The sequence below is a fragment of the Rhodococcus sp. 27YEA6 genome, from assembly GCF_044908235.1.
In the GTDB taxonomy this organism is placed as follows: Bacteria; Actinomycetota; Actinomycetes; order Mycobacteriales; family Mycobacteriaceae; genus Rhodococcus_F; species Rhodococcus_F qingshengii.
This window is the reverse complement of record NZ_JBIYCY010000001.1, coordinates 277657-292080: the sequence shown is the minus strand read 5'-3', so window position 1 is coordinate 292080 and position 14424 is coordinate 277657. Positions and strand designations below refer to the sequence as shown.

The 14424-nt window shown below is 62.3% G+C and carries 15 protein-coding genes; 8 read left to right on the top strand and 7 right to left on the bottom strand.

Annotated features, from left to right (window positions below):
- Positions 1-24 precede the first annotated feature (24 nt).
- Positions 25-801 (top strand): SDR family oxidoreductase, encoded by a 777-nt coding sequence (locus ABH939_RS01465; RefSeq protein ID WP_054187449.1) that lies wholly within the window; start codon positions 25-27, stop codon positions 799-801.
- A 110-nt stretch (positions 802-911) separates the two neighbouring features.
- Here the strand turns inward: ABH939_RS01465 and ABH939_RS01460 are convergent, their stop codons facing one another.
- The 6 genes from ABH939_RS01460 to ABH939_RS01435 are packed head-to-tail and all read right to left on the bottom strand — an operon-like array spanning position 912 to position 6576.
- Positions 912-1733, bottom strand: coding sequence for a MaoC/PaaZ C-terminal domain-containing protein (locus tag ABH939_RS01460; RefSeq protein WP_007732645.1), 822 nt, complete (start codon positions 1731-1733; stop codon positions 912-914).
- Between the two features lie 14 nt (positions 1734-1747).
- Positions 1748-2926 (bottom strand): lipid-transfer protein, encoded by a 1179-nt coding sequence (locus ABH939_RS01455; RefSeq protein ID WP_003940050.1) that lies wholly within the window; start codon positions 2924-2926, stop codon positions 1748-1750.
- The gene (locus ABH939_RS01450) at positions 2926-3354 is read right to left on the bottom strand and encodes a MaoC family dehydratase (RefSeq protein WP_003940399.1); all 429 of its coding nucleotides are present in this window, start codon (positions 3352-3354) and stop codon (positions 2926-2928) included. Before ABH939_RS01450 ends, ABH939_RS01455 begins: the two co-directional genes overlap by 1 nt.
- Positions 3351-4466 (bottom strand): acyl-CoA dehydrogenase family protein, encoded by a 1116-nt coding sequence (locus ABH939_RS01445; RefSeq protein WP_030537002.1) that lies wholly within the window; start codon positions 4464-4466, stop codon positions 3351-3353. Before ABH939_RS01445 ends, ABH939_RS01450 begins: the two co-directional genes overlap by 4 nt.
- Positions 4466-5413, bottom strand: coding sequence for a bifunctional MaoC family dehydratase N-terminal/OB-fold nucleic acid binding domain-containing protein (locus ABH939_RS01440; protein WP_054827060.1), 948 nt, complete (start codon positions 5411-5413; stop codon positions 4466-4468). Before ABH939_RS01440 ends, ABH939_RS01445 begins: the two co-directional genes overlap by 1 nt.
- Positions 5410-6576, bottom strand: coding sequence for an acyl-CoA dehydrogenase family protein (locus ABH939_RS01435; RefSeq protein WP_003940442.1), 1167 nt, complete (start codon positions 6574-6576; stop codon positions 5410-5412). The genes ABH939_RS01440 and ABH939_RS01435 overlap by 4 nt, the downstream gene beginning before the upstream one ends.
- 130 nt (positions 6577-6706) lie before the next feature.
- Here ABH939_RS01435 and ABH939_RS01430 point away from each other — a divergent pair, with 130 nt between their 5' ends.
- The 4 genes from ABH939_RS01430 (at position 6707) to ABH939_RS01415 (ending at position 9816) form a co-directional block, all read left to right on the top strand.
- Complete coding sequence (locus ABH939_RS01430; protein ID WP_030537000.1) at positions 6707-7165, top strand: nuclear transport factor 2 family protein; 459 nt, start codon at positions 6707-6709, stop codon at positions 7163-7165.
- A gap of 114 nt (positions 7166-7279) precedes the next feature.
- Complete coding sequence (locus tag ABH939_RS01425) at positions 7280-8137, top strand: MetQ/NlpA family ABC transporter substrate-binding protein (protein ID WP_003940478.1); 858 nt, start codon at positions 7280-7282, stop codon at positions 8135-8137.
- Between the two features lie 12 nt (positions 8138-8149).
- Positions 8150-9151: a methionine ABC transporter ATP-binding protein gene (locus ABH939_RS01420; RefSeq protein ID WP_007732648.1), complete on the top strand. Its 1002-nt coding sequence runs from the start codon at positions 8150-8152 to the stop codon at positions 9149-9151.
- Positions 9148-9816 carry a methionine ABC transporter permease gene (locus ABH939_RS01415; protein WP_042448389.1) on the top strand — a complete coding sequence of 223 codons (669 nt, stop codon included), beginning with the start codon at positions 9148-9150 and terminating at the stop codon, positions 9814-9816. Before ABH939_RS01420 ends, ABH939_RS01415 begins: the two co-directional genes overlap by 4 nt.
- A 4-nt stretch (positions 9817-9820) precedes the next feature.
- Here the strand turns inward: ABH939_RS01415 and ABH939_RS01410 are convergent, their stop codons facing one another.
- Complete coding sequence (locus ABH939_RS01410; protein ID WP_404649216.1) at positions 9821-11041, bottom strand: fatty acid desaturase family protein; 1221 nt, start codon at positions 11039-11041, stop codon at positions 9821-9823.
- A gap of 133 nt (positions 11042-11174) precedes the next feature.
- Between ABH939_RS01410 and ABH939_RS01405 the strand changes: the two genes are divergently transcribed.
- The 3 genes from ABH939_RS01405 (at position 11175) to ABH939_RS01395 (ending at position 14381) form a co-directional block, all read left to right on the top strand.
- A complete protein-coding gene (locus tag ABH939_RS01405) occupies positions 11175-12380 on the top strand; it encodes an enhanced intracellular survival protein Eis (RefSeq protein WP_064687715.1) in 1206 nt (401 codons plus the stop codon).
- A 65-nt stretch (positions 12381-12445) separates the two neighbouring features.
- Positions 12446-13009 (top strand): GtrA family protein, encoded by a 564-nt coding sequence (locus ABH939_RS01400; RefSeq protein ID WP_003939753.1) that lies wholly within the window; start codon positions 12446-12448, stop codon positions 13007-13009.
- Positions 13010-13259: 250 nt separating this feature from the next.
- Positions 13260-14381 (top strand): tyrosine-protein phosphatase, encoded by a 1122-nt coding sequence (locus ABH939_RS01395; protein ID WP_082845730.1) that lies wholly within the window; start codon positions 13260-13262, stop codon positions 14379-14381.
- The last annotated feature ends 43 nt before the right edge of the window (positions 14382-14424 follow it).

Below are 14424 nucleotides of genomic sequence, written 5' to 3'. Positions count from 1 at the left end.
GCACCGCACCAGGAAGGCTCCACCGTGACACTGCCCAACCCCGTCGATTTCAGCGGACGCTCGGTGATCGTCACCGGCGGCACCAAAGGCATCGGCTACGTCATCGCCGAAACCTTCCTCGCCGCGGGTGCGAACGTGCTGGTCTGTGGCCGTAACGAGCCCGAAAACCTACCCACCGCCGACGGCCGTAGCGCAGCCTTTCGCGCCACTGACGTCCGCGATCCCGCCGACGCCGCAGCCCTCGTCCAGGATGCCGTCGAGCGCTTCGGCCGTCTGGACGTCCTGGTCAACAACGCCGGCGGCTCCCCCGATGCCGATGCTGCGACGGTGTCACCCCGCTTCGTCGAGAAGATCGTGGCCCTGAACCTGTTGGCACCCTTCAACGTTGCCCAGGCCGCAAATGCAGTGATGCAGACTCAGGACGACGGCGGTGCCATCATCAACATCGGCAGTGTCTCGGCGATCGACCCGCAGCCCGGAACCGCGGCGTACAGCGCAGCCAAGGCAGGCCTCCTCGTTCTGACCAAGGCATTGGCCCTCGAATGGGCGCCGAAGGTCCGGATCAACCACATCACCACCGGCCTGATCCGTACCGAGGCTGCCGCCGAGGTCTACGGCGCCGACGGCGGCGTTGCGGTCACCAGGACCATTCCGATGGAGCGCATGGCCGTGCCGGCCGATATCGCCAACTCCTGCCTGTTCCTGGCGAGCCCGCTCTCCTCGTACGTGAACGGCGCCGACATCGCCGTTCACGGCGGCGGTGAGTACCCGGCTCGCTACATGGCGACCCACCAGGATTGAAACAAATACGAAGCAGCCCCTGAGCGGATTCGCTCGGGGGCTGCTTCTTCGTGTGAACAACTGCGGGGCGCGACGAGGGGTCAAGCACCCCGCAGTTGAGTCTGGAGGGACTAGCGAGCGGAGAAGCTCACTCGTGCACCGGAAATCGCTACCTGATCACCCTTGGTGACCTGGAAGGCCAGGTCGTCGGGAGTTCCCCACGCAACGATGGACGGCGCCTCACCCGGATGGATCGCCGCAGCGAATCGACCTTCGAGACTGACAAGATCAGCCGGATGCACTCCGGCGACCCGAGCAAGCTCGAGTGTGCTGGCGGCCAACGTGCACAGGCCGTGCATGATCGGACGCGGCTGGTTGATCCGCGCCGCAGCCTGGGGATCGATGTGGATGTGGTGCTTGTCGCCCAGGAGCCGGTACATCGCCGTCTGGTTCTCCGCTGTGGTCAGCACACCGGTCAACGAAGGCTCGCCGGTCGGCTCCGCCGGACGTGAGGGTCCACGTTCTCCGCCGAATCCACCGGCACCGGGGGCAAAAAGTGACCAGGTCGCGACGAAGTATTCGCACTCCACCTTCACTTCGAACACGGCCGCTGCGCCCTTGTCCCACACCTCGCCGACCGAAGCCTTCAAGGTCACGTCACCGCTACGCGGAAGCGGAGCAAGCACTTTCAGCTCTTGCGAGCCGTGCAGTGCCGTCGAGGTGTCGAAGGCGCCCGCCGAACCCAGAGCGTCGGGAGCCCACTGCGCCAGCGTCAGAGCAAAGGTCGGCAGTACCCGAAGCTGATCCTCGAAGACGAGGTCCAGCTCGGTCGCCTTGGCGCCCACGGCAAGTGCGTACAGGATCGCGTCGCGCTCGGTGTACGACACGGTGCGGGTCCCGAGATCGGCTCCACGCCAATCGCCGGCGGTCTTCGCAGCTTCCGAAGTTGTCACTGTCTTTTCCTCTCTCAAACAGCGCCGAGAACGAGACCGCTGGTGGGTACTGCTGTTCCGGCTGTGACCAATACGTTTTCGACGCCCTCGGGCTGGTTGGTCGACGTGCCTCGCACCAGTCGCACACCTTCGGCAATTCCGTTGACACCGTGCAGGTACGCCTCGCCGACCTGACCACCGTGAGTGTTGGACGGCAGGCGTCCACCGATCTCGAGGTTGCCTTCGCGGATGAAGTCCTTTGCTTCGCCTGGCTTGCAGAAGCCCAGTTCTTCGAGCTGGGGAAGCACCAACGGAGTGAAGTGGTCGTACAGGATCGCGGCGTTGATGTCGTCCGGTGTCAGGCCGCTCTGGCCGTACAGCTGACGAGCAACCAGGCCCATCTCCGGGATACCGGAGATGTCGGGCCGGTAGTAGCTGGTCATCATGTGCTGATCCTTGCTACTGCCCTGAGCGGCGCCCTTGATGACGACGGGCTTGTTGGCCAGATCCTTTGCGCGCTCGGCAGAGACGATGACCAATGCCTGGCCGCCGTCGGTTTCCTGGCAGCAGTCGAGCAGGTGCAGCGGCTCGGCGATCCAGCGCGAGTTCTGATGGTCCTCGAGCGTGATCGGACGCTCGTAGAACCAAGCAGCCGGGTTGTTGGCGGCATGCTTGCGCGCCACCACTGCAACTCGTCCGAAGTCCTCACTCGTCGCACCGTACTGGTGCATGTAGCGGCGGGCGAACATGGCGACCCACTGAGCGGGAGTCGACAATCCCTGAGGAGTCATCCACGCATACGCGGCGCGGTCAGCCGTGCTGTCCATCGGTCGATCGTGTTGGCCCAGGCCGTAGCGCACACCGGAGCGCTCGTTGAAGGCGCGGTAGCAGACCACGACGTCGGCAACACCCGTCGCAACTGCCATGGCTGCCTGCTGCACGGTGGCACACGCAGCGCCGCCGCCGTAGTGAATGCGCGAGAAGAACTTCAGCTCGCCGAGACCACAGTTGCGAGCCACGATCGCTTCGCCGTTCGTCTCCGACGTGTAGGTGGACAGACCGTCGACCTCGGACGGATCGATACCGGCGTCAGCGAGTGCCGCGACGATGGCCTCACACGCCAACTGCAGTTCGGTGCGGCCGGAGTTCTTGGAGAACTCGGTGGATCCGATGCCGACGATGGCGGCGGCTCCCGAGAGTGGGCTGATCGCCATCAGGGCCTCTCCTCTTCCTTGAAAGCGACTGCGACGGTGCCGGATGCATGGTTGCCGAGGCTGTTTGCACCCTGCACCTTGACCACGACCACTCCGTCTTCCTTGGACACGACCTCACCGGTCATCGTCATGGTGTCACCCGGGTAGTTGGGCGCCCCGAGACGAATGGCGATGCGGCGCAGGGTCGATGCAGATCCGGCCCAGTCCGTGACGTATCGACCGACAAGACCGTTGCTCGTGAGGATGTTCATGAAGACATCCTTCGAGCCACGCTCCTGGGCCAGGCTCGGATCGTGGTGCACGTCCTGAAAATCGCGAGTGGCGATTGCCGTGGCGACGATCAACGTGCGGGTCAGCGGGATCGCCAACTCGGGCAATGCCTCTCCGACAACGACGTCTGCGTAACTGCGACCGGCAAGTACGGTCATGCGAGCACCTCCACACCGGATGCGAGCTGCGCACCCAGACGCGCTAGATCGGAGCTGGAACCACCGAGGGTGGCAGCAATCTGCTTGCCCCACAACAGGTGACGGTGAACCGGGTAGTCGGTGTCGACGCCCATGCCGCCGTGAACATGCGTGGTGCGATGCACGACGCGCTGTCCGCCGTCGGTAGCCCACCACTTGGCGACCAGTACCGAGGTGCCGAGATCCAGTCCCTCGGAGATGCGCCAGGCGGCCTGCCACAGTGTCACGCGCATCGCTTCGAGATCGATGTAGCAGTCAGCGAGTTGATGATTGACGGCCTGGAAGGTCGCCAGCGGACGGCCGAACTGCTTGCGGCCGTTCAGGTACGTGACGGCCTGCGCGACTGCACCCGACCCGACGCCCCATTGGATTGCGGCCAATGCCAGCTGAACGCGGTCGATCAGCCACGGAACCGTGGTGCCGTCAGCCGCACCGATCAGCTGCGCGGGGGCACCGGCAAAGGTGACGTTGGCACAGATCTCCCAACTGGTGGACTGCGTCTGTTCGAGCGTCACTCCCTCGGCACTCAGGTCGACCAGCAGCAGTGCCGTACCAGTGGAAGCGGTTGCCGAAACGAGAGCAAGGTTCGCGACGTGAGTCATCGGCACTACTGCCTTCTCACCCGTCAGAGTCCAGTTGCCGTCGGCGTCCTGCTCAGCCGTGGTCAGTGGGTCGCCGCCAGTGTACGGACCGAACTCTTCGAGACCGACGGTCAGGAATCGACTGCCGTCGGCAACTCCCGGAAGGAGTTCGGCGCGAAGGGAATCAGAGCCGAATTCGTTGACAGCCAATGCTGCAAGGGTCGTTTCCCAGATCGGCACGGCCGCAACGTGACGTCCCTGCTGTTCGAGCAGTGCGTACAGCTCGGACAAGCCGAGGCCACCGCCGCCGAACTCCTCCGGCAGGGCGATACCGAGCAGGCCGGTGCTCGCGAGTTCGCGCCACAGTTCACGGTCGACGCGCTCAGCGGAGAGTTCGATCTCCTTGGTGCGCTCGATCGTTGCCTTGCTGGTGAAGACCTCGTCGGCCAGTGCGCGAATTGCTTCCTGCTCTTCGCTGAAATTGAAGTCCATCAGTGCTCCTCGCGTACGGCCGGCCGGAACGCGGGAAGCGTCAGATCCGGGTCGGCGTCGATCCAGTCAAGTTCCACGGGCATGTCGACCACGACATCTTCGGGCGCGATACCCACCATGTTGGCGATCAATCGGGTTCCCTCTTCGAGTTCGATTACCGCAACGATGAGCGGGTAGTCGAACGCGTCGATCTTGGGGTGGTGATTGACCACGAAGCTGTACACCGTGCCACGACCCGACGCGTTGATCGTGTCCCACTCGAGTGACCGGCACTCCCCGCACATCGGGCCGGTGGGATGACGCAGCGTCTTGCAGGACGTGCAGCGCTGGATCACCAGACGGTGCTCCTTGGCTGCTTCGAACCAGAAAGCGTTGTCCGCGTTGAGAGCCGGACGCGGACGCAGTGCACGAGGAGCTTCGGGCGCAGCAGATTCCTGAGGTTTGAACCGCAGCGTCCGCCACCGCTGGGTGCCGACAACCTGATCGTCACCGTTGCGGTAGGTCTTGAGCGTCGTGACGAAGTGTCCGACACCGAGGCCGGTCTTCTTCTCCGGCGAAATCGACTCGATGACCTCGGTGTAGTTAACGCGATCGCCTGGGCGCAGTTCGGCGAAGAACTCCTGATCGGAATCGGTGGCCACGACAGAGCTGTAGCCGGCTGCGTCGAGGGTGGCGATCAGATCGGTCCACACCTGCGACGGGTCGTTGCCCGCCATCTTGTCGGTAAAGGTCCGCATGATCCAGACCTGGAGCATCTGAGCGGGAGCGACGACGCCGTCGCGTCCGGTGGCGCGGGCGGCGTCGTCGTCGAGGTAGACGGGGTTGGTATCGCCCATGGTCTCGGCCCAATGCCGGATCATGGGGATGTTGACCTCGTCGGGTCCCCAGGTGGTGGGAACAAGCGTCTGGCCGACAAAAGCGTCGAGTTGCGCTGAAATGTCGCTCACTTGACCCTCTTTTCGCGAACGAGTCCCAAGCCGATGGTGCCGACCATGTCCCGCAGAACTTCGTTGACGCCGCCGCCGAAGGTGTTCACGACACCCTGACGCGAGATCTGCTCGATCTGACCGGCAAGCAGAGCGCCCGGAGACTCGGGGCGGATGCGACCGGCGGAGCCGAGAATTCCGAGCAGGGTGCGGTAGACGTCGACGTGAGTCTCGGTCCCGTACGTCTTGGTGGCACCGGCGTCGGCTCCGGAGAGCGTGTCCTGTGCGACGGCTGCCGTCATCTTCCAATTCAGCAGTCGCATGGCCTCGAGCTTGGCGTGTGTGCGAGCGAAGTCCTGTTGCACCCACGGGATGTCGATGGCGCCGTTTTCCTTGGCCCAGTCCAGGACCAGGTTCCACAGACCGTACGTGCGACCACCGATGGCCGCCAGGCCGATTCGCTCGTGGTTGAGCTGAGCCGTGATGAGCTGCCAGCCGCCGTTGACCTCGCCCACAACGTCCTTCGACGGAACTCGAATGCCGGAGTAGTACGTGGACGTCACCATCAAACCGCCGACGGTGTTGATCGGTGACCACTCGAAGCCTGCATCCTCGGTGGGGACGATCAGGATCGAGATTCCCTTGTGCTTGGGGGCATCCGCGTCGGTGCGGCAGGCCAGCCACACGTAGTCGGCAGTGTTGGCGCCACTGGTGAAGATCTTGTTGCCGTCGACGATCCACTCGTCACCGTCGAGAACCGCACGAGTCTTGAGTGACGCAAGGTCGGTGCCGGCCTCGGGCTCGGTGTACCCGATTGCGAAGACGATGTCGCCGGCCAGGATGCCGGGCAGGAAACGTTCCTTCTGTTCTTCGGTGCCGTACTTCATCAACGTCGGTCCGACGGTATTGACCGTCACGAAGGGAAACGGCAGACCTGCGCGCTGAACCTCGTCGAAGAACACGAACTGCTCTTCGATGGAGCGTCCCTGTCCACCGAATTCCTTGGGCCAGCCGATACCGAGCCAACCGTCCTTGCCCAGCAACTTCACGATCTCGCGGAAGTACTCGCCACCCACACCTTGCTCGCCGGCCGCGCGACGCTTCTCTTCCGGCAGCAGCGCCGCGAAGTACGCGCGCAACTCCTTGCGGAGCTCCTGCTGCTCGGGCGATTCCCTCAGATCCATCGCTGTTTCTCCTATGGCATTCATGGCTGGCAACTCTTGGCCTGGACGCTAACCAGATGCCCAGGTGGGCGCTGTGAGTGTCTCGATGAGCGGGAAGCCGAAACATGAGCGGCGTCACATAGGGTGAGATATGCGCATGGACTCCTCGGATCGCGTCGCTCTCACCGACTTGGCCGCCAGGTACGCACAGGCCGTCGACCGCCGAAACACCACTGCACTTGCGGCTCTCTTCACTGACGACGTGGCATTCGTCTTGCCGCCGGCACTGAACGGAACGGGTGCGCCGACGGAGATACGTGGGAACTCCGTCGTCAGCAGTTCGGTGGTCGATGCCGTCTCACATCTGCACTCGACCCGGCACATCGTCGAGCAGCAGATCCTCGACCTCGACGGCCCCACCACCGCACACGGTGAGGCTTACTGCTCCGCTCACCACATCTATCCGCGGGGCGAGGGCCACCGGGACAACCGGATCGAGATTCGTTACCAGGACAGCTTCGAAAAGATCGACGGCACCTGGCTGTTCTCGCGTCGCGAACTGGTAGTCGATTTTGCCGAGGACGTTCCGGTCATCCTGCTCGGACAATAGGTACATGAAAAAATCGCGGTGATTCTGTATCTCCTCACGGGAGGTTTACCGGGCTAGCGTTCAGCAACTGTCACGCCATCTCGGCGTGCGTTCGGCTATGTCTTGGAGATTCACATGTCACGCTCGCGCACCAGAAGATTCCTCGCTGCCTTCGCAGTGGCCGCCGTCGCAGTCGGAACCGTAGCCGCGTGCTCGAGCGACAACTCCTCCGACGAGAACGCACCTCTTCGCATCGTCGCTTCTTCGGTTCCGCACGCCGAGATCCTGAAGTTCGTCGAAGAAAAGGGCCTGCTCGGTGACACCAAGATCGAGGTCAGCGAGATCACCGGCGATCTCGACGCCAACGAGGTGCTCGAAGCCGGAGACACCGATGCCAACTTCTTCCAGCACGTGCCGTACCAGGAATCGTGGTCGAAGGAAAAGGGTGTCGACGACCTGGTCGCCGTGGCGAAGGTCCACGTCGAGCCCCTCGGTGCATATTCCAAGAAGGTCACCAACGTGGCCGACCTGCGCCAGGGCGCAACGGTCGCTTTGTCCAACAACGTGACGAACTTCGCCCGTGGGCTGTACCTGCTGCAGCAGGCCGGTTTGATCAAGCTCGATCAGCAGTTGGGCGCCCCCGGCACCGACATCACGCAGATCAGCGAGAAGAACATCATCGACAACCCCAAGGGACTCACGTTCACCCAGGTCGATCCCCCGCAGCTGCCGCGCACGCTCGACGACGGAAATGTCGATCTCGCAATCATCAACGGCAACTACGCAATCGAAGGTGGCCTCAACCCGGCCAAGGACGCCCTGGTGCTCGAGAAGGCCGAGGGCAACCCGTACGCCAATGTCCTGACCGTACGCACCTCGCTCGAAAACGATGCGCGAGTACAGAAGTTGGCCGAGGCATTGACGTCCGCCGACGTCGCGACGTTCATCGAGCAGACCTATCAGGGCTCGGTCATTCCGGCCAGCGCTACCTGATCGAGACCCGTCATGGTCTTCTCGATCGAATCGGTCTCCAAGGAATACCGCAGCGGCACACAAGTTCTGCATGCACTCGATTCCGTATCCCTGAAAATCGAAGACGGCGAAATCTTCGGCATCATCGGCAAGAGCGGCGCCGGCAAGTCGACTTTGCTGCGCTGCCTCAACCTGCTCGAACGCCCGACCAGTGGCCGGATTCTGTTGGGCGACACCGATCTGACCGCGTTGAGCCCAGCGCAACTGCGCGACACACGCAAGCGGATCGGTGTCGTGTTCCAGCATTTCAACCTGCTGCATTCCCGTTCGGTCGCCGCCAACATCGCCTTCCCTCTCGAAGTGGCGGGATACTCGCGGGCAGATCGACGTGCCCGCGTCGACGAGCTGATCGAGTTGGTGGGCTTGGAAGACCGACGTGACGCCTTCCCCTCGCAACTGTCCGGCGGCCAGAAACAACGCGTCGGCATCGCGAGAGCCTTGGCGGCTTCACCCGACGTCCTCCTGTGCGACGAGGCCACGAGCGCCCTCGACTCGGACACAACCGATTCGATCCTCGACCTGCTCGCCGATCTCAATCGACGACTCGGTGTGACCATTGTTCTGATCACCCACGAGCTCAACGTGGTTCGACGGATCTGCCATCGCGCTGCGCTGATCGATCAGGGTCGCATCGTCGACGAGGGAACGCTCACCGAACTGGTCGCAGACCCGGACTCACCCCTCGGAGAGGCGCTACTGCCGACCGGAACGGTACGAACGTCCACGACCGGAATTCCGGCGCTCCTCACCTTTGTCGATTCACTGTCCACCTCACCCGTGATTTCCCAACTCTCACGAGATCTCGACGTCGACGTCACCGTGATCTCCGGCGGTATCGAGGACATCGGATCCCATCAGGTCGGTCGCCTTCGCGTGGAGTTCGCCTCACACACGGGACTCGTCAGCAACGAAGAGACAAGAAAGTCTGTCGAAGAACATCTTTCGCAGCGCGGAGTGAAGGTGACGTTCTCATGAACAAGACGTCCTGGCAGGATTCCCTGGGCGAAGCATGGGAAGCCCTACTCGACACGCTCTACATGGTCGGTGTCTCGTTCGTGCTCACCGTGATCATCGGTATCGCTCTCGGTGTTCTGTTGCACGCGAGCGCGCCTGACGGAATCCGTCCCAACCGCGTCCTCAATTCGGTTCTGGGCACCGTGGTGAACGTCGGCCGTTCGCTGCCGTTCGTCATCTTGTTGGTGCTCCTCATCCCGGCAACGAGGGCGATCGTCGGAACAGCGCTCGGCGCCACGGCAGCGATCGTCCCGCTGACCATCGGTTCGGTGCCCTTCTTTGCGCGCGTCGTCGAGAACGCCTTGCGTGAAGTCGATTCCGGACGCGTCGAAGCAGCGCGGTCCATGGGCGCCACCGACAAAGACATCATCACCAAGGTGCTACTGCCCGAATCCGTTCCGGGATTGGTAGCAGGAGCAACCCTGACGGCGGTGATGCTGATCGGCTTCTCGGCCATGGCAGGTGCCATCGGCGCCGGTGGACTCGGCGACTTCGCAATCAAGTACGGCTACCAACGATTCAACACACCGGTGCTGTTCGTCGCAGTCGTGATCTTGATCGTGCTGGTGCAGGCAATCCAGTCGACCGGCGATCTCGTGGTTCGTTCAATGGCGCACAAGCGGTAACTGATCAGCTCGAGACCATCGCGATCGCTGTTCGCAGTCCGCGCCGCTTACCCGTCTGCGGATCGACGCCGAACACTTCCTTGATTCCGCCTCGGATGCGGAACTTCAACTCCGAGTGCGTCTCCGGAGCGTCGTCCGGGGAAGCCGAGAGAAACCTGTTGGGCAGCGACAACTTCCAGATGGTGCGCAGAGTCAATCCGTACTGCTTCCACAGCGGCCCGGTCGTGTACGGGAGGTCGTACTTGTCACACAGGTCGCGCAACGGCACCGCGATTTCCGAGTACCGATTGCTCGGCAGATCCGGGAAGCAGTGATGCTCGATCTGGTAGCAGAGGTTGCCGCTCATGAAGGCCATGACGGGACCGGCATGAAAGTTGGCAGAGCCCAGCATCTGTCGTAGGTACCACTGAGCGCGCGATTCGTTCTCGAATTCCTCGAGCGTGAACTTCTCGGCGCCGTCGGGAAAGTGCCCGCAGAAGATGACGGCGTAACTCCAGTAGTTTCGGATGAGGTTCGCAACGACGTTCGCCGTCAACGTGGTCTTCCACGCGGGGCCGGTCAGGGCGGGGAACAGGATGTAATCCTTCGCCACCTGACGCGCGATCTTCTTACCGACGTCCTTGGCCATCTCCGATTTCTCGGACCACTTCACCTCACCCTTGCGGAGTTTGTCCGTTTCGAGGTGATGCAGTGCCACTCCCCACTCGAAGAGGGTCGCGAGCACAAAATTCGTGATCGGTTGAAAGAGGTAGTCGGCGTGCCACTTTTGATCGCGCGTGACGCGCATGATTCCGTAGCCCACGTCGTTGTCCAGTCCGACGATGTTGGTGAACTTGTGATGGGTGAAGTTGTGCGAGTGCTTCCATCCCGAGGACGGGCAGGTGTTGTCCCACTCCCAGTTGCTCGAGTGAATCTCGGGATCGTTCATCCAGTCCCACTGGCCGTGGATGATGTTGTGGCCGAGTTCCATGTTCTCGATGATCTTGCCGACCCCCAGGAGCGCAGTCCCCAGAATCCAGGCAGGCTTCTTCTTGCTGGCGAACAAGACGATGCGGCCGGCCACCATCAGAGAGCGCTGAAACGCGATCGTCCGCTGGATGTATCGAGCGTCGTGCGCGCCGCGCTTCTCCTCGATGTCGAGCCGAATGGCATCCAGCTCGCGCCCGAGTGCCTCGACGTCTTCCTCGGTCAGATGGGCATATTCCTTGATGTCGGTGATCGCCACAGTGTTTCTCCGTATCGGTTTTCTCCGTGCCGCAGGACTGGTCCGTCGGGCGGTACCCCTGGGAGCCGGTGAGGAAACGTCAGCCCCGATATTCATGTGCGTCTTCACGCAATCTATGCCAGAGTCGATACACGTGAGCCCCGAAAACAAGATCACCATCCGCACCGCTACCGAGAGTGACTGGCCGGCTCTCCAACTACTCGACTCGGTGGGGTTCGGTTTTCACCCGTCTCCCGCGGTCAGCGAACTGACGAAGGCGCTCTACAAGCCCGAGGACATCATCCTCGCCGTCGACGGTGACCTACCCGTCGGCGTGGCCATCGAAATCGACATGGAATTCACCGTGCCCGGCGGACGCCAACTCCCCACGCGCGGAATCACCTGGGTATCCGTCGCCCCGACTCACCGTCGTCGTGGCGTCCTACGCTCGATGTTCACAGCGCTTCATGCCCACATCGAGTCGACCGGAGCACCGCTTGCCGCCCTGACGGCAAGCGAGGCCGGCATCTACAACCGCTTCGGATACGGCCCGGCCACCTTCAGCGAAGGCATCACCCTCGATCGCCGCTTCGCACGATTCCGCCCCGAGGTGCCCGACAACGGTGGCGTGTCCATCGTCGACATCAAAGCTGCCTCGACGCTTCTTCCCGAGATCTACGACCGCTGGCGACTGCAGACTCCCGGCGCGCAGGTCCGTCCGCAACCACTCTGGGACCACATGTTCGCCGACCCGTCGGAGGATCGTGACGGCGCCTCCGGACTGTTCTTTCTGACACACGCGGACGGATACATCGCTTACCGGCACACGAGCGAGGGCCGCGACAGCATCGCCCGGATCGACGAGTTCGTGACGATCACCGAAGATGCGCACGCGGCGCTGTGGCGCACGATCTGCGGCCTCGACCTCGTCACCCGGATCGAGACACGCCAGCATCCTGCCGATCCACTCCGGCTGATGCTCACGGACTACCGCCTTGCCCGGACGACGACGCGCTCCGATCGACTGTGGCTGCGCATCATGGACGTTCCCGCGGCTCTCGAGGCTCGTGAATATGCTGCTGACCTGGACACAGTCATCAAGGTCGAAGATCCGTTCCTGAAGGCCGGCGGAACCTTCGCACTTCAGGTCAAGGGCGGCAAGGCCACCTGTACGGCCACTGACGCGGTGCCTGCGATCACGATGCCCTCTGATGTCCTGAGCAGCTTGTACCTGGGCGAGCACCAGGCCAAGACCTTCGCGGCGGCGCACCGACTCCACGCGTCCGATCCGCAGGAGATCCTGAATTTCGACTTCGCTTTCAACGCGCAGAAGCCCGCAATTCTCGGGTACGGATTCTGATGATCTTGCCGACACGGGCATCGACGATTTGTGCCCTCGGTCGTATTCAGGGTTAGCCTCGAACAATGGCGTTTGTCGAAAAGATGGTCAATAGGCTTCCTGAGCGGGTTCTCGTGCGCGTCCTGCCGCACGCAGAAATGCTCAAGTTCCTGGTGGTCGGCGGCATCGCCTTCATCGTCACCACGGTGCTGTTCTTCGGCATCAAGTGGACGGTTCTGCCTCAGCACCCGGTGACGGCCAACATCCTTGCGGTCCTGATCGCGACGGTTCTGTCCTACGTCCTCAACCGCGAATGGTCGTTTGCGCAGCGCGGTGGTCGACAGCGCCATCACGAGGCCGCTCTGTTCTTCATCGTCGCGGGTATCGGTTTGGCCATCAACCAGGTACCACTCTGGACCTCCCGGTACGTGTTCCATCTGCGTCAACCCGAGGTGTCGGTGTTGATGGAAAACTTCGCGGACTTCATCAGCGGATCGATCATCGGGACCCTGCTGGCGACGGCCTTCCGCTGGTGGGCCATGCGTCGGTACGTCTTCCCCGAAGAAGCCACCGACAGCCAGGTCGTTCTCGACATCGAAGCGACTCCCGGCACCAAGACGCCGACAACCGACGCCACCGCCCTCGACTGACTCCCGGATCGACGCACCCGATCGCTCGCGCTTCGATCAGAGTTCGTCGATTGCGATCAACCCGTCCTGCAGCGCCCGCGCAAGCAGTGCCATCTTTGTCGGCGCGATGCTCCTGAACGGGCTGGCCCATCCCTGATCATCATCGGCGACAAGCACTCCAGCCTGCAGTTTTCCCGCTCTGCACGACACGGTCACGACACAGTGATCACTGGTGCGTAGCCTCCGATTTCCAATTGGATTCGGAGGACCCATGGCTACTTGCAAAACTCGAGTTCTTGCGCTGTCGGCGGCAGGACTCATGCTCGTACTCGGCGCATGCAGCAAGGCCGAGTCGGCGAAAACGCCGACCGACCTCGACGTGACATCAGCGTCCGCCGGACACTACTCACTGGTCTGGGAACACGGCGGCTCGGAAAAGGTGCGTGTATTCGCCGCCACCGACCCGAAAAACCCAGCCGCAGAAGGAAAGGAAATTGGCACGGTCGACGGCTTCTCCACTGAGGTCGACGGCCTCGACCCACTGTCACGCTGGTACTTCGAGGTCATAGACGAGGACGGCACTTCCACCATCGCGTCAACCCGCCACGTGACGCTGCAGGGCGCAGCCAACGTGCGTGATGTCGGCGGATACGAGACAGCCGACGGCCGATCAGTCAAGTGGGGCCTGGTTTTTCGTGGCGACCGCTTGAGCGATCTGACTGCTGACGATCAACAAACGATCGAGAACGCAGGCATCCGGACCGTTGTCGATTTCCGAGGTGACAGCGAGATCGCAAAGGACGGAGCAGACAAGGTTCCCGCGAACGTGAAAGTGGTCAACACGGCAGTCCTGGATGCCGGCACTCAGGCTCTTGCCACAGCGATTACGAGTGCCCTGAAATCTGGTGACCCTGCAATCGTGGAGCAGGTGCTCGGGGGCGGTGAAGCCGTCCGGATCAGCGACACCGGCGCCGTCGACCAACTGTCCAAGCCTGACGGAATGACTGGGTATTCCCAAGCCCTACGGACCATCGCCGATTCCGAGTCCGCAGTCGCTTACCACTGCACGGCAGGCAAAGACCGCACTGGACTGATGACAGCTCTACTTCTCGGCATTCTGGGTGTTCCTGACAAGACCATCGTCGACGACTTCGTCCTGTCGAACACCTACAACAAAGCCAAGAACGAACAGACCTACACGTTTCTGTCTTCGAAAGGAATCGATGTCGATCTGTTGAAACCGTTGATGGAGCAGCGTCCCAGCCAGATTCAGCCAGTACTCGACAAGATTCGCGACCAGTTCGGTGGGTGGGAGAAGTTTTCGCAGGACGTGCTGAAACTTGACGCCGACACGATCGCAAAGCTCCGGAGCAAATTGCTGACCAAGCAATAACTGATCGACGTTCCGACAGCAATGACCGGCAGCCGCTCCGATG